Origin of the sequence: Jatrophihabitans sp. (assembly GCA_036389035.1) — a bacterium.
In the GTDB taxonomy this organism is placed as follows: Bacteria; Actinomycetota; Actinomycetes; order Mycobacteriales; family Jatrophihabitantaceae; genus Jatrophihabitans_A.
The window spans coordinates 1-17445 of record DASVQQ010000004.1; the positions used below are offsets into that span (position 1 = coordinate 1).

Sequence of the window (17445 nt, forward strand, 5' to 3'; positions counted from 1 at the left end):
CCGCGACGTCGGCGAAGGTGGTCTTCGGGGTGTCCTTGCTGACCAGCTTGGCCTTGCTGCGGCCGAAGCTCATCACCAAGGACACCCCCAAGACCACGTTCGCCGACGTGGCCGGCGCCGACGAGGCCGTCGAGGAGCTCCACGAGATCAAGGAGTTCCTCGAGAACCCGGCCAAGTTCCAGGCGATCGGCGCGAAGATCCCCAAGGGCGTCCTGCTCTACGGCCCGCCCGGCACCGGCAAGACCCTGCTCGCCCGTGCGGTGGCCGGCGAGGCGGGCGTGCCCTTCTACTCCATCTCCGGGTCGGACTTCGTCGAGATGTTCGTCGGTGTGGGAGCCTCCCGCGTCCGTGACCTGTTCGAGCAGGCGAAGGCCAACGCGCCCGCGATCGTCTTCGTCGACGAGATCGACGCCGTCGGCCGCCACCGCGGCGCCGGCATGGGCGGTGGGCACGACGAGCGCGAGCAGACCCTCAACCAGCTGCTGGTCGAGATGGACGGCTTCGACGTCAAGGGCACCGTGATCCTGATCGCGGCCACCAACCGGCCCGACATCCTCGACCCGGCGCTGCTGCGGCCGGGCCGCTTCGACCGCCAGATCGCCGTTTCGCCGCCCGACATCCTCGGGCGCAGGGCCGTGCTGGACGTGCACGCCAAGGGCAAGCCACTGGCCCCGGACGTCGACCTGGACACCATCGCCCGCCGCACCCCGGGCTTCACCGGCGCCGACCTGGCCAACGTGATCAACGAGGCCGCGCTGCTGACCGCCCGCCAGAACGGCCGGCTGATCACCACCACGGCGCTGGAAGAGGCCATCGACCGGGTCATCGCCGGCCCCGAGCGCAAGACCCGGGCAATGAGCGACAAGGAGAAGCGGGTCACCGCCTACCACGAGGGCGGCCACGCGCTGGCGGCCTGGGCGATGCCCAACCTCGACCCGGTGCACAAGGTCACGATCCTGCCGCGCGGCCGCTCGCTGGGCCACACCCTGGTGCTCCCGCTGGAGGACCGCTACACCCAGACCCGGGCCGAGATCCTCGACCAGCTGGTCTACGCCCTCGGTGGCCGGGCGGCCGAGGAGCTGGTGTTCCATGAGCCGACCACCGGCGCCTCCAACGACATCGAGAAGGCCACCGCGCTGGCCCGTTCGATGGTCACCGAGTACGGCATGAGCGCCAAGCTCGGCGCGGTCAAGTACGGCACCTCCGACGCCCAGCCGTTCATGGGGCGCGATTACGGCCACCAGCGCGACTACTCCGAAGAGATCGCGGCGTGGATCGACGAGGAGGTCCGGGGGCTGATCGAGGCCGCGCACGACGAGGCGTGGGAGATCCTGGTGCAGTACCGCGACGTGCTGGACCAGCTGGTGCTGGAGCTGGCCGAGCGCGAGACGCTGAACAAGGAGGACCTGGAGCGGATCCTGGCCCCGGTGCACAAGCGCCCGCCGCACAGCACCTTCGCCGGCTTCGGCAAGCGGACCCCCTCCGACCGGCCGCCGGTCGAGATCCCGGTGACGGTTCGGTCCAACGGCTCGGCCAATGGAATGGCCAAGCACAGCGCCCCCCAGGGCGAGCCGCAGCCGGCAAGTTACGCGCCCACCGGCTACGAGCAGCCGGTCGAAGCCGCCGGTGATCCTCGCCAGCAGCCCTCCGGCTACCAGCAACCCTCCGGTTACCAGCAGCCCTCCGGTTACCAGCAGCCCTCCGGCTACTCGCCGCCCCCGGACTACTACCCGCCGGCGCCCGGCTACCCGCAGGCTCCCGGCTACCCGCAGGCTCCCGGCTACCCGCCGCCGCAGAGCTACCCGCCGCTGGATGCCGGCTACCCGTCCGGGCAGCCGTCCGGCGGCGCCACCGCGGCGCCCACCCCGCCTTCGGACAACGGCTCGCGCAACCGTCCTGAGGATCACGAGACCCAGCAGCTGCCGGTGGACCCGAGTCAGCCGAGCCGGTCGCACTGGCCCTTCGGCCAAGGCGATGATCATCGCTGAGCCATCCGGCCGGTGCGCTAGATGAGCCAGGTCGACCTGGCCCGCGCCGAAGCTGCTGTTCGCGAGCTGCTGCTGGCCATCGGGGAGAACCCGGACCGGGAAGGCCTGCGTGACACTCCGGCGCGGGTGGCCCGCTCCTACCTCGAGATCTTCGCCGGCCTGCACGAAGATCCCGAGGACGTGCTGCGGACCACCTTCGACGAGAACCACGACGAGCTGGTGCTGGTCAAGGAGATACCGCTGTACTCCACCTGCGAGCACCACCTGGTGACCTGGCACGGCACCGCGGCGGTCGGCTACATCCCGGGCGAGGAGGGCCGGCTCACCGGGCTGTCCAAGCTAGCGCGGCTGGTGGACCTGTACGCCAAACGCCCGCAGGTCCAGGAGCGCTTGACCGCCCAGGTGGCCGACTCGGTGATGCGCAAGCTCAGGCCGTACGGCGTGATCGTGGTGATCGAGGCCGAGCACCTCTGCATGGCGATGCGCGGCGTCCGCAAGCCCGGCACCCGCACCATGACCTCGGCGGTCCGGGGCGTGTTCAAGAGCGACTCGCGTACCCGGGCTGAGGCGATGAGCCTCATCCTCGGGCGATGACGAGCCCGTCCGGCTTACCGGCCCGCACCGACCGGCTGATCGTGATGGGCGTACTGAACGTGACGCCGGACTCCTTCAGCGACGGCGGCCGTTACACCGACCTGGACAGCGCCGTGGCGCACGCGGTGCAGATGACCGCCCAGGGCGCTGACCTGATCGACGTGGGCGGTGAGTCCACCAGGCCCGGCGCGGTCCGGGTGGCCGCCGAGGAGGAGGGCAGGAGGGTGCTGCCGGTGATCGGCGAGCTGGCGGCCGCCGGCCTGGCGGTCAGCGTCGACACCTACCGGGCGGCAGTCGCCGAGCAGGCGCTCGCCGCCGGCGCCCGGATCGTCAACGACGTCTCCGGCGGCCTCGGCGACCCGGACATGGCGCGGGTGGTGCGCGACGCCGGCTGCCCCTGGGTGCTCATGCACTGGCGGGGTCACTCGGCGAGCATGGCCGCCCTGGCCCAGTACGACGACGTGGTCGCCGACGTGCGCGCCGAGCTGATGACCCGGGTGGACGAGGCGCTGGCTGCCGGGGTGGCCGCCAGCCAGCTGGTGCTCGACCCGGGGCTCGGCTTCGCCAAGCGGCCGGCGCACAACTGGGCGCTGCTGGCGCACCTGGAGGCGATCACCGGCCTCGGCCTGCCGGTGCTGATCGGATCCTCGCGCAAGTCCTTCCTCGGCTCGCTGCTGGCCGGTTCCGAGGGGCAGGCCCGCCCGACCTCCGGACGTGAGGCCGCCACCACCGCGCTCACCATGTTCGCCGCGCTGAACGGCGCCTGGGGAGTCCGGGTGCACGAGGTGGGTCCCAATGTCGACGCCGCGCTGGTGGCTGCGGCGATCCTGGCCGTCCGGTGATCGACCGGATCGCCCTCACCGGGTTGCGCGTCCGCGGCCACCACGGGGTGTTCGACTTCGAGCGCGCCGACGGGCAGGACTTCGTCGTGGACGTCGAGCTCGAGTTCGACACCAGGGCGGCGGCCGCCAGTGATCAGCTCAGCGACACGGTGCACTACGGCGAGCTGGCCGAGGCGCTGGCCGCGGTGATCGCCGGCGAGCCGGTGAACCTGCTGGAGACGGTGGCCGACCGGCTCTGCCAGGTGTGCCTGGCCGATTCCCGGGTCGCGGCCGCCACCGTGACGGTGCACAAGCCGCAGGCCCCGATCGCGTTGAGCTTCTCCGACGTGGCGGTGAGCATCCGGCGCGAACGCGCGGAAGCCGGCCGATGAGCAGCGCGGTGTTGTCGATCGGGTCCAACATCGGTGACCGGTTGGCTGAGCTGCGCTCGGCCGTCGCCGCGCTCGCGCCCTACCTGACCGCGGTGTCGCCGGTGTTCCAGACGCCGCCCTGGGGCCCGGTGGCACAGCAGCCGTTTTTCAACGCGGTGGTGCTGGTGGCCGATCCCGCGGCCGGCCCGGCTGACTGGTTGGCACGCGCCCAGGCCTGTGAGCAGGCGGCCGGCCGGACCCGTGAGCAGCGATGGGGCCCGCGCACCCTGGACGTGGACGTGATCACCGTCGACGACGTGCGCAGCGATGATCCGCAGCTGACGCTGCCGCACCCCCGGGCAGCGGAACGGGCCTTCGTCCTGGTGCCGTGGTGGGCGGTCGATCCGGAGGCGCAGCTGCCCGGCCGGGGTTCGGTGCTGCAGCTGATGCAGGCCCTGCCCGAGGATGAGGTGGCGGCGGTCCGGCTGCTGCCGGGAACCGGGCTGTGGCCATGATGCGACGGACCAGCCTCACCGATCTGCTGATCCCGTTCGTGCTTGCGGCCGTCCTGGTCTACTCGTTGCTGCGGATCGGCTACGAGTCGCTGCCGCCGTTCGAGTGGTACAGCGCGCTGCCGGTCGCGGCGCTGGCGGTCGCCGAGCTGGTGATGGCCCGCCGGGTGCGCGCGGCGGTGCGGCACCAACCGCAGGCCAAGCCGATGACCGCGCTGGCGATCGCGCGCGCCGTGGCGCTGGGAAAGGCCACGGCACTGGTGGCCGCGTTGGTCGCCGGAGCCGCCGGCGCCCTGGTGCTGAGGTTGCTGCCGTCGTCCGGGCAGGACAACACGGCCGGGCAGGACCTGCGAATCGGTTACCTGCTGCTCGCTGTCACCGCGGCGCTGCTGGTGGCCGGGCTGGCGTTGGAACGGGCCGGCATCGACCCGCGGCACGGCCGCGACTGAGCTTCCGGCGACGGGCGACTCCGCCGATAGAGCAATCCCGAAGTGGCTGGCCGGCCCCCGGCCGGGTACTGCCCTACACTCCCCGATATGCCGCGCGCTGCCACCCTCTGGACGGCACGGGGCGGGTGGGGCAAAGCGGTTATCGCGGTCGCGGCGGTGCTCGCCGTGGCCGCCCTCTGCCTGGTGCTGCTCGGCACCAGTCAGAAGCAGGTGCAGCTGGGCGTCCTGCTCGGTCTGTGGGCGGCTCTGATCGCCGCCTTCCTGGTGGTCGACGCCAGGGACGTCCAGCCGGTGATCGAGCCGGCGGCCGAGCTTGATCGCGCGCGGGCCCGGGCGGCGGAGCTGCACGAGGCCCAGCTCAAGGTGGTGGCCTCGCAACAGGAGCAGCTCGAGGCCGCCAGGCAGGCCTACTTCTCGCAGGAGATCGAGCTGCGCCAGTTCGGCGAGCTGCAGCATGCCCGCGAGGTCAGCGCCCGGCGCGAGTCGGAGCTGAACCTGGAGGTCTCGCTGCGGCGCGAGGTGGAGCGGGTGCTGGTCGAACAGCTGGGGTCGCTGCGCGAGGAGGTCGCCGAGCTGCGCGCCGAGGTGGTCGACAAGCTGGGCGGCCAGCTGCGCCTGGAGCGGATCGAGACCACCCGGGTGATCGGCTCGGACCTGGAGGCGCTGCAGCACGAGATCCGCCGGCTGGCAGCGAGCAGGACAGACAGCCTTGCCGCGCCGGCCCGGGCGGTCGCGCCGGCCGGGGCGGTCGCGGCGAACGGGGCGGGCCAGTCGAACGGGGCGGCGCGGTCCGGGCAGGACGTTTCCAGCGACATCGTCGACGCCGAGCTGGTCGAGTTTCCGCCGCCGGCCACCGCGGTGTCGCCGGCCAGCCCACCGCCGCCGGCCAACCGGATGTCAGAGGAGCTGCGGTATCAGGGGCGGCGTCGGGCCGACGGCGAGTCGGCGGGTTGGTTCGCCAGGCTCGACGGCTGATCGGCCCTCAGAACCAGTGGCTGTCGCTGGTCTGTCCGCGCAGGTCGGCCGCGTCGGCGCTCACCTGGTAAGCCAGCGCTCGCACCGTGGCGTCGATGTCGACTGTCGTCTGATCGGCCAGCAGATACACCAGGTAGGCCAGTTCGGACAGTTGAGGCTGCCAGGTCGTCGGAATCCGGAACGGCCGCCGGCCGCCCTCGGTGGCGGCATTGGTCAGCTCGGCGAGCTTGCCCAGCGCGGCGGCAGCCTGCAGCAGCAGTGCCGGAGCGGTGCTGTGCGAACCGGCGCGGTCCGCGGCTCGGGCGACGGTGGCCTGCAGATCGTTCACAGCCGCAGAACCTAGCCGACCGGACGTCGATGCGGGTGCGACGCGGCCGGAGAAACGGGTAACGCTCGCGCGAGCTGCTCCTCGGCGACCCGCGCCACCTTGGCGCACCCGCCACCCGCGCCGTCCCGCCCACTAGGCTCTAGGCCGTGATCCAATCCGGTGACGCCCCGCGGTTGCGGGTTGCCGTCGTGGGAGTCGGTCGAGTCGGATCGGTGCTCGGAGCGGCGCTCAGCCGGGCCGGGCATCGGGTGGTGGCCGGCACCGGCGTGAGCGCCGAGTCCCAGCGGCGCGCTGCCAGGTTGCTGCCCGGCGTGCCGCTGACGCCCGCGGACGAGGCAGTGGCCCAGGCGGATCTGGTGCTGCTGACCGTCCCGGACAGCGAGCTGGCCGGGCTGATCCAGGGCCTGGCCTCGACCGGCGCCTGGCAGGTCGGCCAGCTGGCGGTGCACACCTCCGGCGCCAGCGGCGTCGCGGTCTTCGACCCGGCGGTCAGCGCCGGGGTGGTCGGCATGGCGCTGCACCCGGTGATGACCTTCGCCGGGCGTCCGGAGGACCTTCAGCGCCTGGACGGCGCCGCCTTCGGTGTCACCGCTCCGGAGGAGTTCCGTCCGGTCGCCGAGACCCTGGTGCTCGAACTCGGCGGCGAACCGGTCTGGGTGCCCGAGGCCGCCCGGCCGGGTTATCACGCCGCGCTGTCGATGGGCTCCAACCATCTGGTGACGCTGGTGAACGACTCCCGCGACGTGCTGGCCGCGGCCGGCGTCGAGGATCCGACCCGGTTGCTGGCTCCGCTGCTGGCCGCCGCGCTGGACAACTCGCTGAGGTTGGCCGACGAGGCGCTGACCGGCCCGGTGTCCCGCGGTGACCGCGGCACCCTCGAGGCTCACATCCGTGCCTTGCGGGGCACCGCCTACCTGCAGCCCTACCTGGCGATGGCGTTGCGCACCATGCAGCGGGCGCACGCCGCCGGCCGGCTCAGCCGGCTGCAGTGCGCCGATCTGCTCGAAGGCATCGAGCATGCCGAAGATGAGGGCCGTTGACCCGACTGGTCCGTACCCGCGCCGAGCTGGCCGCCGTCCGGGCACGGTTGGCCGCCGAACTCGGGCCGGACGCCACTGTGGGCCTGGTGCCGACGATGGGGGCTCTGCACGCCGGGCACCAGGCACTCTTCGACGCCGCCCGGGCCGGCTGCGACGCGGTGGTGGCCAGTATCTTCGTCAACCCGATGCAGTTCTCCCAGGCCGCTGACCTGGAACGCTATCCGCGCCGGCTGGAGGCGGACCTGGCGCTGTGCGAGCGGCACGGGGTCCAGGTGGTGTGGGCTCCGGAGATCACCGAGGTCTATCCCGACGGCCCGGTCCGGGTCTGGGTCACCGCCGGCGAACTGGCCGACCAGCTCGAAGGCCCGAACCGGCCAGGTCACTTCGACGGCGTGCTGACCGTGGTGACCAAGCTGTTCGCCGCCGTCCGGCCGGACCTTGCCTACTTCGGCGAGAAGGACTACCAGCAGCTGATCCTGATCCAACAGATGGTGCGCGATCTGGGCCCGGCGGTCCAGGTGGTGGCGGTGCCCACCGTCCGCGAGCCGGACGGCCTGGCGCTGTCGAGCCGCAATGTCCTGCTCTCGCCGTCCGAACGGGCCGACGCCCGGATTCTCAGCGCCGCGCTGGCAGCCGGCCGGGACGCCGGCGGGCCCGCCTCGGCGGTGCTGGCGGCCGCCTGTCAGGTGCTGGGCACTGCCGAAGGAGTGGACGTGGAATATCTCGAACTGCGTGACCCCGAGTTGGGGCCCGCGCCGGTGACCGGCCCGGCCCGGCTGCTGGTCGCGGCCCGGGTCGGCTCCGTCCGGCTGATCGACAACGTCGCCGTGGAGCTGGGTCGATGAAGGAGCTGGGTCGATGAAGGAGCCGGGTCGATGAAGGAGCCGGGCCGATGAACCTGCCTCAGCGGCTGCTGGCCCCGGCGCCGGGCTGGATCGTCGAGACCGACGTGGTGGTGGTCGGCTCCGGAATCGCCGGGCTCACCACCGCACTGCGGATCGCCGCCGGGTTGACCACCGACCCGGCCGGCTCGGGCCTGCGGGTGCTGGTGGTGACCAAGGACGTGCTGGCGGCCGGCTCGACCCGCTGGGCGCAAGGCGGTATCGCCGCCGCGCTGGGCCCCGATGACACCGCTGAGGCGCACCTGCGGGACACCCTGGTGGCCGGCGTCGGCATCTGTGACGTCGACGCGGTCCGGGTGCTGGTCGACGAGGGCCCGCAGGCGGTCCGAGAACTGATCGAGCTCGGCACCCGGTTCGACCGATCCAGCAGCGGCGAGCTCTCGCTGACCCGGGAGGGCGGGCACCACGCCGATCGGATCGCCCATGCCGGCGGTGACGCCACCGGCGCCGAGATCGAGCGGGCGCTGGTCTCGGCGGTGCTGGCCGAGCCCCGCATCGAGGTGATCGAGCACGCCCTGGTGCTGGATCTGCTGCCCACCGCGACCGGCGGCGTCGGAGCGGTCACCCTGCACGTGATGGGCGAAGGGCAGCTGGACGGGGTGGGCGCGGTCCGGGCCCGGGCCTTCGTGCTGGCCACCGGCGGCATCGGGCAGGTGTATGCCGCCACCACCAACCCGTCGGTCTCCACCGGCGACGGGGTGGCGGCGGCGTTGCGGGCCGGGGCGGTGATCCGGGACCTGGAGTTCGTGCAGTTCCACCCGACGGTGCTGTGGCTCGGCGGCAGCGCGGCCGGTCAGCAGCCACTGGTCAGCGAGGCGGTGCGCGGCGAGGGCGCGGTGCTGCTCGACGCGCAGGGCACCAGGTTTATGCAGGGCCAGCACGAGCTGGCCGACCTGGCCCCGCGCGACGTGGTGGCCAAGGCGATCCTGCGCCGGATGCGCGAGACCGGGGCCGAGCATGTCTGGTTGGACGCGCGGCATTTCGGGGCGGAGAAGTGGCGGGTCCGGTTTCCCACCATCCTGGCCACGCTGACCTCGCTGGGGCTGGACCCGGTGAGCCAGCTGATCCCGGTCGCACCGGCCTGCCATTACGCCTCCGGTGGCATCGCCACCGACCTGACCGGCCGCACCTCGGTGGCCGGGCTGTACGCCTGCGGCGAGGCCGCCTGCACCGGGGTGCACGGCGCGAACCGGCTGGCTTCGAACTCGCTGCTGGAAGGCCTGGTCTTCGGCCGGCGGATCGCGGCCGACGTGCTGAGCAGCGTGCCGGCCGGCGCGCCGCTGCTCGACCTGGGCATCGACGTGCGCGGCAACGGCATCGCCGCGGCCGGGATCCGGCGGTCGCTGCAGCACGAGATGTCGGCCGACGCCGGGGTGATCCGCGACGCCGCGGGCCTGCGCCGGGCTACCGGCAGCCTGCAGAAGCTGGCCGCGCAGCGCAGCAGCGAGCCGGGCACCGAGTCGTGGGAGGCCACCAACCTGCTGACGGTGGCCAGCGCCCTGGTGGCCGCCGCCAGCCGGCGGCTGGAGACCCGGGGCGCGCACTGGCGCGAGGATCACCCCGAGCGCGATGACCAGAACTGGTGCGGCCACCTGGATCTGCGGCTCGGGCCGGACGGCACCATCTCCACCGACTACGTTGCGACCAGTCAACCCACCAGCCGACACACGAGGACCGGGGCATGAGCCACTCGATCGATCCCGCGATACTGCGGGCCCTGGACACCGCCGGCCTGAGCGCGGCGATGGTGGCCGAACTGGTGGACCGGGCGCTTGCCGAAGACCTGGCCGACGGCCCCGATGTCACCACGGCGGCCATCATCGGCAGCGCCCAGGTGGGCCAGGCCCGGGCGGTGCCGCGCGAGGCCGGGGTGGTAGCCGGCCTGGCGGTGGCGGGCTACGTCTTCGCGGTGGTGGGTCAGGGCCGGGTGCAGGTGCGGACGGCGACGACGGACGGCAGCATCGTGCGTCCCGGTGACGTGCTGCTCAGCGCGTCCGGGCCGGTCCGGGACCTGCTCACCGCGGAGCGGACGGCGTTGAACCTGCTCACCCACCTGTCCGGGGTGGCCACCCTGACCCGGATCTGGACCGACGTCATCCGGGGGTCGGGCGCCAGCATCCGCGACACCCGCAAGACCATGCCGGGCCTGCGCGCGCTGGAGAAGTACGCGGTGCGTTGCGGCGGTGGCGTCAACCACCGGATGTCGCTGTCGGACGCCGCGCTGATCAAGGACAACCACATCGCGGCGGCCGGCTCGGTGAGCAGGGCCTTCGAGCTGGTCCGGGCGGCCGCTCCGGAGCTGCCGGTGGAGGTCGAAGTCGACACCGTGGCCCAGTGCGAGGAGGCCATCCGGGCCGGCGCCGAGCTGATCCTGCTCGACAACATGAACCTGGCGGAGATCAGGAGTTGCGTGGCGATGGCCGCCGACACCGGTGGCCGGGTCAAGCTCGAGGCCTCCGGCGGGTTGAGCCTGCAGGTGGCCGCGGCGGTGGCGGGAACGGGCGTGGACTACCTCGCGGTGGGCGCGCTGACCCATTCGGCGCCGGTGCTCGACATCGGACTGGACCTGAGCCTGGACCCGAGCCCGGACCTGAGCTCTGACCCGAGCCTGGGCCCGGCCTCGCCGGCGCCGGGCGGCGCGGGGGCTGAAGGCTGATGTTGCTGGCCATCGACATCGGCAACACCAACACCGTCCTCGGCGTTTTCGAGGGCGAGCGGCTGGTGCACGCGTGGCGGGTCAAGACCGATGCCCGCAACACCGCCGACGAGCTGATGCTCACCTTCACCGGCCTGTTGCAGGACGTGCCGGTGACCGCGATCTCGGGCTGCTCCACGGTGCCGGCCGCGCTGCGCGAGCTGCGGGCGATGCTCAGCCGGTACTGGCCCGGCGTGCCGACCGTGCTGGTCGAACCAGGTATCAAGACCGGGGTCGCGCTGCTGTTCGACAACCCCAAGGAGGTCGGGGCGGACCGGATCGTCAACACCCTGGCCGCCTTTCACCTGGTGAACGGCCCGGCCATCGTGGTGGACTTCGGCACGTCCACCAACTTCGACGTGGTCAGCGGCAAGGGCGAGTTCCTCGGCGGGGCGCTGGCTCCGGGGATCGAGATCTCGCTGGACGCCCTCGCCGCCCGGGCCGCCCAGTTGCGCAAGGTCGAGTTGGTGGCGCCCCGGTCCCCGATCGGCAAGAACACCGTCGAGGCCCTGCAGTCGGGCATCCTCTACGGCTTCGCCGGCCAGGTCGACGGCCTGGTCAGGCGGATCGCGGCCACCCTGGTCCCCGAGGCGCCGGGCTCGGTCGAGGTGATCGCCACCGGCGGCCTGGCTTCGCTGGTGGTCGAGCACGCCGAAACCGTCAACCGGCACGAGCCTGACCTGACCCTGCTGGGGCTCCGGCTGATCTTCGAACGCAACCAGTGAGCGCCTGAGCCGCGGCCTCGGGTCCGCAGGCTCAGCGCCGGTACTGCCAGAGCACCTCGGTGCGCTGCGGGAACGCCACCACCGGGGCCTGCAACTCGGCGTACTGGCTGATCAGGATGCGTAGCCGGTGGTCGATGGCGTCCCGCTCGGCCTCGGTGCGGGTGATCACCCAGCTCCAGGTGTGGACCAGGTCGCGCAGGCCGCCGGGGCCGGGCAGCAGGTGCTCCGAGGGCACCGACGCCTGCTCCAGTTCGGTGAACAGCCCGCCGTCGAGCTGGTCGAAGGCCTCCGACCATGGCTGCTCGCTCTTCCTGCTTGCCCGGTAGAGCTTGGGCACCCACTCCACGCTGCGGTCGGGCAGGTTCCAGAGCAGGCCGACAACGCCACCGGGACGCAGCACCCGCGCAAGCTCGTGATCGGCGGCCGGGCGGTGGAACCAGTGAAAGGCCTGGCCGACCACGATCGCGTCGACCGAGCCGTCCCGAAGGGGGATGCGCTCGGCCGAGCCGGCCAGCGCGCGGGCCTGCGGCAACCGCGAGGCGAGCACTGCCAGCATCTGCCGGTCCGGCTCGACCGCCACCACCTCGACCTGCCGGCCGACCAGCGAGGCGGTCAGCTTGCCGGTGCCGGCGCCAAGGTCCAGGACGCGCGGCGGCCGGCCGTCGGCGCGGGCATTTCGCAGTCCGCCGAGCACCAGCTGGATCGCCGCCTCCGGGTAGGACGGTCGCACCTGGTCATAGCGGGCGGCCTCGGATCCGAAGGAACGGGCGAGCACCGAATCGGGCAGCTCCTGCCCCTGCTGCGCCCCGCCGGTCATGAATGCGACCTTAGCGGCGCTGCCGCGCGGGGTTCACCGGACTCCGCGCCCAGACTCCGCGCCCGGCGCGCCGTGACCCCGCCGGGCGCCGCGACAGCGCCGGACTGCCGCGGCTGCGCCGATAGGGTGAAGTCGCGCCGATAGGGTGAAACGGTGACCGATTCCAGTACCGCCGCCGATGCCAACGACGATCTGCCCGAGCAGGTCAGGATCCGGCGGGAGAAGTACGACCGGTTGATGGCCGAGCCGGACCGGGCGCCTTTTCCGGCGACGGTGGCCCGCACGCACACGCTGGCGCAGATCCGGCAGGCGTATCCGGACCTGCCGGCCGGCGCCGAGACCGGCCAGACGGTCGGCGTGACCGGTCGGGTGATCTTCGTCCGCAATACCGGCAAGCTCTGTTTCGCGACTTTGCGCGAGGCCGGTATCGAACTGCAGATCATGCTTTCGGCCGACCGGATCGGACCGGAGGCGCTTGCCGCCTGGAAATCCGACGTCGACCTGGGCGATCAGGTATTCGTCACCGGTGAGGTCATCTCCTCGCGCCGGGGTGAACTGTCGGTGCTGGCCGTCGCTTGGCGGATGACTGCAAAGGCATTGCGTCCGCTGCCGGTGGCGCACAAGCCGATGAGTGAAGAGACCAGGGTCCGGCAACGCTATGTGGATCTGATCGTGCGATCCGACGCCCGCCGGATGGTGATGATCCGCGCTCAGGTGCTTGCCTCGATCCGCAGCTCGCTGAACCAGCGCGGATTTATCGAGGTCGAGACGCCGATTCTGCAGTCCGTGCACGGCGGGGCGGCAGCACGGCCATTTCACACCCACCTCAATGCATTCGACCAGCCGATGTCGCTTCGAATCGCGCTCGAGTTATATCTGAAGCGCGCCGTCGTGGGCGGAATCGATCGTGTTTTCGAAATCGGCAAGACCTTCCGCAACGAAGGGATCGACTCCACCCATTCGGCGGAATTCACCATGCTCGAGGCGTATGAGGCCTACGGCGATTACAAGTCGGTCGCCGAGTGGACCCGCGCCATCATTCTCGATGCCGCTATGGCGGTCGGCATAGATTCACCCCGGACCGCTGACGGCATCGATATCAATCTCGTTACGGAGTGGCGGTGGGCGTCAATCTATGATTTAGTGTCCGCCGCCGTCGAGGAATCTGTCACTCCGGACTCCGACAACTGCCGACTCCGGGAGCTGGCAGCTTCGCGAAATGTCGCGCTCAAGCCGGAGTGGGCTTCTGGTGAGATAGTTCTGGAGTTATACGAGAAGCTGGTGGAACACACCTTAATTCAACCGACGTTCGTCTGTGACTATCCGCGGTCTGTCCGGCCGCTGGCAAGGCAGCACCGATCGGATCCCCGGCTTGCCGAAGCGTGGGACCTGGTCATCGGCGGCGTCGAGATCGCGCCCGGCTACACCGAATTAGCTGATCCTGTCGAGCAACGGCGCGTGCTCGTGGAGCAATCGCGGGCGGCTGCCGCGGGTGATCCCGAAGCCATGGAGCTGGACGAGGACTTCTTGCAGGCGCTGGAATACGGCATGCCACCGACTGGCGGAATGGGCCTCGGCATCGATCGGTTGATCGCTATGCTGACCGGCAAGGGAATTAGAGAAACCATCTTATTCCCGCTTCTCAAGCCGCTGTAGCCACCACCGCGCCCCATCTATAGCACTTCGTCCACCGCGCCTTCTCTGAAGTTGTCCACATGACAGCGTTTCGATATCTCATGTTCGGACTCTTGGTGCTTTAATGGTTGCGGGCACGCGGTATATCGCCCGAACGTCTCTCATCAGATTGGAAGCATCATGGCCCAGAAGATCCAAGTTCTACTTGTCGATGACCTAGATGGTGGAACTGCCACCGAGACTGTCGCTTTCGGCCTCGACGGTTCTGGGTACGAGATCGATCTCTCCTCCGAGAATGCCGACAAATTGCGCGAGGTTTTGGCGCCATTTGTTGGCCATGCCCGTCGTGCCTCGCGCACTACCACGGTCAGGCCGGGTACGCCAGGCCGTCCGGGCCGTAGTGGAGCTCGTATCGACCGCGAACAAACGCAGGCTATTCGGGAATGGGCGCGCAAGAACGGTCACAAGGTTTCTGAGCGCGGTCGCATCCCGGCCAGCATCTTCGACGCTTACAACTCCTCTCACTAAACCGATCCGCCGAGCCGGCCGAAGGCTCGGCGGTCACCGGTTTCTCGTCAACGACGCTCCTTTCGTTGACGGCTGCCGGCCGCTCGCGCCAGCCGGCAGCACCTGTCCTGCGCCTTTGCTTCCTCTGATCTCAGCGCCACGTGATTGCCGCGGCTCAATTAGAGTCGCCTCGTCGACAATCGGTCGACAGCGTCGCCGATAGCCGGCCGAGGCCGGCCCCCGAGCGGTCCGACCCGCATTTCTCCGATTCGCCCTGTCGCGACTCCGCCATCGTGCCCTCTCTGGCATAAATCCAGCTCCCGCGCTGTTATGACAACCCCTCTTCGGGTGCGACCAGCGAGACTGTGCTGAACCAGCGAGCAATCTTGTTAAATCAGCGTAGGCTCATAAGGCGTTCGCTGAGAGCAGATGCGGGGGACAGAAACGCGACCCTGGTCGTGGTGACGACTAGAGTCAAAGACCTGCACGGCGGTCCAGCCAGTGATCCCGCCGAGCGGTAAGGAGAAGAGCGACAATGTTTGAACGGTTCACCGACAGAGCCCGTCGAGTCGTCGTCCTGGCCCAAGAAGAGGCTCGGATGCTCAACCACAACTACATCGGCACCGAGCACATCCTCCTGGGCCTGATCCACGAGGGTGAGGGCGTCGCGGCCAAGGCCATGGAGTCGCTCGGCATCTCCCTGGAGGCAGTGCGCCAGCAGGTCGAAGAGATCATCGGCCAGGGCCAGCAGGCCCCTTCAGGACATATTCCATTCACGCCCCGGGCCAAGAAGGTGCTGGAGCTCTCGCTGCGCGAGGCCCTGCAGCTGGGCCACAACTACATCGGCACCGAGCACATCCTGCTCGGCCTGATCCGCGAGGGCGAGGGCGTCGCCGCCCAGGTCCTGGTGAAGTTGGGCGCTGACCTCAACCGGGTTCGGCAGCAGGTCATCCAGCTGCTCAACGGCTACCAGTCCAAGGAGCCGGCCGGCAGCACTGCCCAAGAAGGCGCTCCGTCGACCTCGCTGGTGCTCGACCAGTTCGGGCGCAACCTCACCCAGGCCGCTCGCGAGGGCAAGCTCGACCCGGTGATCGGGCGCGAGAAAGAGATCGAGCGCCTGATGCAGGTGCTCTCGCGTCGCACCAAGAACAACCCGGTGCTGATCGGCGAGCCCGGTGTCGGCAAGACCGCGGTGGTCGAAGGCCTGGCCCAGGCCATCGTCCGCGGCGAGGTGCCCGAGACGCTGAAGGACAAGCAGCTCTACACCCTTGACCTGGGCTCCCTGGTGGCCGGCTCCCGCTATCGCGGTGACTTCGAGGAGCGCCTGAAGAAGGTTCTCAAGGAGATCCGGACCCGCGGCGACATCATCATGTTCATCGACGAGATCCACACCCTCGTCGGCGCCGGCGCGGCAGAGGGCGCCATCGACGCCGCCTCGATCCTCAAGCCGATGCTGGCTCGTGGCGAGCTGCAGACGATCGGCGCCACCACCCTGGATGAGTACCGCAAGCACCTGGAGAAGGACGCCGCGCTCGAGCGGCGGTTCCAGCCGGTGCAGGTCGGCGAGCCGTCGGTGGCGCACACCATCGAGATCCTCAAGGGCCTTCGGGACCGCTACGAGGCCCACCACCGGGTCTCGATCACCGACAGCGCGCTGGTGGCCGCGGCCGGCCTGGCCGACCGCTACATCTCCGACCGGTTCCTGCCCGACAAGGCGATCGACCTGATCGACGAGGCCGGCTCCCGGATGCGGATCCGCCGGATGACCGCACCGCCGGACCTGCGCGAGTTCGACGACCGGATCGCCAACGTCCGTCGCGACAAGGAGTCCGCGATCGACGCGCAGGACTTCGAGAAGGCCGCCTCCTTGCGTGACAAGGAGAAGAACCTGCTCAACGACAAGGCCCAGCGCGAGCGCGAGTGGAAGGCCGGTGACCTCGACGTGGTCGCCGAGGTCGACGACGAGCAGATCGCCGAGGTGCTGGCCAACTGGACCGGCATCCCGGTGTTCAAGCTGACCGAAGAAGAGACCGCGCGGCTGTTGCGAATGGAAGACGAGCTGCACCGGCGCGTCATCGGCCAGCACGACGCCATCCGCGCGGTGTCCCAGGCGATCCGGCGCACCCGGGCCGGCCTCAAGGACCCCAAGCGCCCCGGTGGCTCGTTCATCTTCGCCGGCCCGTCCGGTGTCGGTAAGACCGAGCTGGCCAAGACGCTGGCCGAGTTCCTGTTCGGTGACGCCGACGCGCTCATCCAGCTGGACATGTCCGAGTTCCACGACCGCTACACGGTCTCGCGCCTGGTCGGCGCGCCTCCCGGGTACGTCGGTTACGACGAGGGCGGCCAGCTGACCGAGAAGGTGCGGCGCAAGCCGTTCTCGGTGGTGCTGTTCGACGAGGTCGAGAAGGCTCACCCCGACGTCTTCAACACGCTGCTGCAGGTGCTCGAAGACGGCCGGTTGACCGATGGCCAGGGCCGGATCGTGGACTTCAAGAACACCGTCCTGATCCTGACCACCAACCTGGGCACCAAGGACGCGTCCAAGTCGGTCGGCAGCCTCGGCTTCGCCGGAGCCAACGACAGCGGCTCCAACTACGACCGGATGAAGCAGAAGGTCAACGACGAGCTCAAGCAGCACTTCCGGCCCGAGTTCCTCAACCGGATCGACGACATCGTGGTCTTCCACCAGCTGACCGAGGACGAGATCGTCGAGATCGTCGATCTGATGGCAGCCCGGGTGGACGCCCAGCTGCGGAACAAGGACATGGCCATGGAGCTGACGTCGACAGCCAAGGCGTTGCTGGCCAAGAAGGGCTACGACCCGGTTCTGGGCGCCCGTCCGTTGCGTCGCACGATCCAGCGCGAGATCGAGGACAGCCTGTCCGAGAAGATCCTGTACGGCGAGCTCGGGGCCGGCCAGATCGTGGTGGTCGACACCGAACTCGGCGAGGACGGCAAGGAGAAGTTCACCTTCCGCGGCGAGTCCAAGGCTGAGCTGGTGGTTCCGGACGCCCCGCCCACCGAGGCGGTCGGGCTCGAGTAATCACCGTAGTTTCGTGCGAAAGGCCCCGGTCCTGGCTTTCAGG

The 17445-nt window shown here is 70.2% G+C and carries 17 protein-coding genes; 15 read left to right on the plus strand and 2 right to left on the minus strand.

Annotation, left to right across the window (positions count from 1 at the left end):
* The 7 genes from ftsH to VF557_01720 all read left to right on the plus strand — a co-directional run.
* A partial coding sequence (ftsH, locus tag VF557_01690) for an ATP-dependent zinc metalloprotease FtsH (protein HEX8078901.1) occupies positions 1-1988 on the plus strand: 1988 nt, incomplete at its 5' end.
* 21 nt (positions 1989-2009) lie between these two features.
* The gene (folE, locus tag VF557_01695) at positions 2010-2582 is read left to right on the plus strand and encodes a GTP cyclohydrolase I FolE (protein HEX8078902.1); all 573 of its coding nucleotides are present in this window, start codon (positions 2010-2012) and stop codon (positions 2580-2582) included.
* Entirely contained in the window at positions 2579-3424 is an 846-nt protein-coding gene (gene folP / locus VF557_01700; GenBank protein ID HEX8078903.1) for a dihydropteroate synthase, read from the plus strand. Before folE ends, folP begins: the two co-directional genes overlap by 4 nt.
* Entirely contained in the window at positions 3421-3795 is a 375-nt protein-coding gene (gene folB / locus VF557_01705) for a dihydroneopterin aldolase (protein HEX8078904.1), read from the plus strand. The genes folP and folB overlap by 4 nt, the downstream gene beginning before the upstream one ends.
* Entirely contained in the window at positions 3792-4289 is a 498-nt protein-coding gene (folK, locus tag VF557_01710; protein ID HEX8078905.1) for a 2-amino-4-hydroxy-6-hydroxymethyldihydropteridine diphosphokinase, read from the plus strand. Before folB ends, folK begins: the two co-directional genes overlap by 4 nt.
* On the plus strand, positions 4286-4735 hold the full coding sequence (locus VF557_01715; protein HEX8078906.1) for a DUF3180 domain-containing protein: 450 nt from the start codon (positions 4286-4288) through the stop codon (positions 4733-4735). The genes folK and VF557_01715 overlap by 4 nt, the downstream gene beginning before the upstream one ends.
* A gap of 87 nt (positions 4736-4822) precedes the next feature.
* The gene (locus tag VF557_01720) at positions 4823-5710 is read left to right on the plus strand and encodes a hypothetical protein (protein HEX8078907.1); all 888 of its coding nucleotides are present in this window, start codon (positions 4823-4825) and stop codon (positions 5708-5710) included.
* Between the two features lie 7 nt (positions 5711-5717).
* Here VF557_01720 and VF557_01725 read toward each other — a convergent pair whose 3' ends face one another.
* On the minus strand, positions 5718-6038 hold the full coding sequence (locus VF557_01725) for a hypothetical protein (protein HEX8078908.1): 321 nt from the start codon (positions 6036-6038) through the stop codon (positions 5718-5720).
* Between the two features lie 146 nt (positions 6039-6184).
* Here VF557_01725 and VF557_01730 point away from each other — a divergent pair, with 146 nt between their 5' ends.
* Genes VF557_01730 through VF557_01750 form a run of 5 tightly spaced genes read left to right on the plus strand, consistent with a single transcriptional unit; the run spans position 6185 to position 11400 of the window.
* Positions 6185-7078, plus strand: a complete 894-nt coding sequence (locus VF557_01730; GenBank protein ID HEX8078909.1) for a DUF2520 domain-containing protein — start codon at positions 6185-6187, stop codon at positions 7076-7078.
* On the plus strand, positions 7075-7923 hold the full coding sequence (panC, locus tag VF557_01735) for a pantoate--beta-alanine ligase (protein HEX8078910.1): 849 nt from the start codon (positions 7075-7077) through the stop codon (positions 7921-7923). The genes VF557_01730 and panC overlap by 4 nt, the downstream gene beginning before the upstream one ends.
* Positions 7924-7970: 47 nt before the next feature.
* Positions 7971-9665, plus strand: coding sequence for an L-aspartate oxidase (locus tag VF557_01740; protein HEX8078911.1), 1695 nt, complete (start codon positions 7971-7973; stop codon positions 9663-9665).
* Positions 9662-10636: a carboxylating nicotinate-nucleotide diphosphorylase gene (nadC, locus tag VF557_01745; GenBank protein HEX8078912.1), complete on the plus strand. Its 975-nt coding sequence runs from the start codon at positions 9662-9664 to the stop codon at positions 10634-10636. Before VF557_01740 ends, nadC begins: the two co-directional genes overlap by 4 nt.
* The gene (locus VF557_01750) at positions 10636-11400 is read left to right on the plus strand and encodes a type III pantothenate kinase (protein ID HEX8078913.1); all 765 of its coding nucleotides are present in this window, start codon (positions 10636-10638) and stop codon (positions 11398-11400) included. The genes nadC and VF557_01750 overlap by 1 nt, the downstream gene beginning before the upstream one ends.
* A 31-nt stretch (positions 11401-11431) precedes the next feature.
* On the opposite strand, the gene VF557_01755 is transcribed toward VF557_01750, so the two are convergent.
* Positions 11432-12217, minus strand: a complete 786-nt coding sequence (locus tag VF557_01755; protein HEX8078914.1) for a class I SAM-dependent methyltransferase — start codon at positions 12215-12217, stop codon at positions 11432-11434.
* A 153-nt stretch (positions 12218-12370) separates the two neighbouring features.
* Here VF557_01755 and lysS point away from each other — a divergent pair, with 153 nt between their 5' ends.
* From lysS to VF557_01770, 3 genes are all read left to right on the plus strand, one after another.
* Positions 12371-13873, plus strand: coding sequence for a lysine--tRNA ligase (gene lysS / locus VF557_01760; protein HEX8078915.1), 1503 nt, complete (start codon positions 12371-12373; stop codon positions 13871-13873).
* A 159-nt stretch (positions 13874-14032) separates the two neighbouring features.
* Positions 14033-14380, plus strand: a complete 348-nt coding sequence (locus VF557_01765) for an Lsr2 family protein (GenBank protein HEX8078916.1) — start codon at positions 14033-14035, stop codon at positions 14378-14380.
* 514 nt (positions 14381-14894) lie between these two features.
* Positions 14895-17402 carry an ATP-dependent Clp protease ATP-binding subunit gene (locus tag VF557_01770; protein HEX8078917.1) on the plus strand — a complete coding sequence of 836 codons (2508 nt, stop codon included), beginning with the start codon at positions 14895-14897 and terminating at the stop codon, positions 17400-17402.
* Positions 17403-17445: the final 43 nt, after the last annotated feature.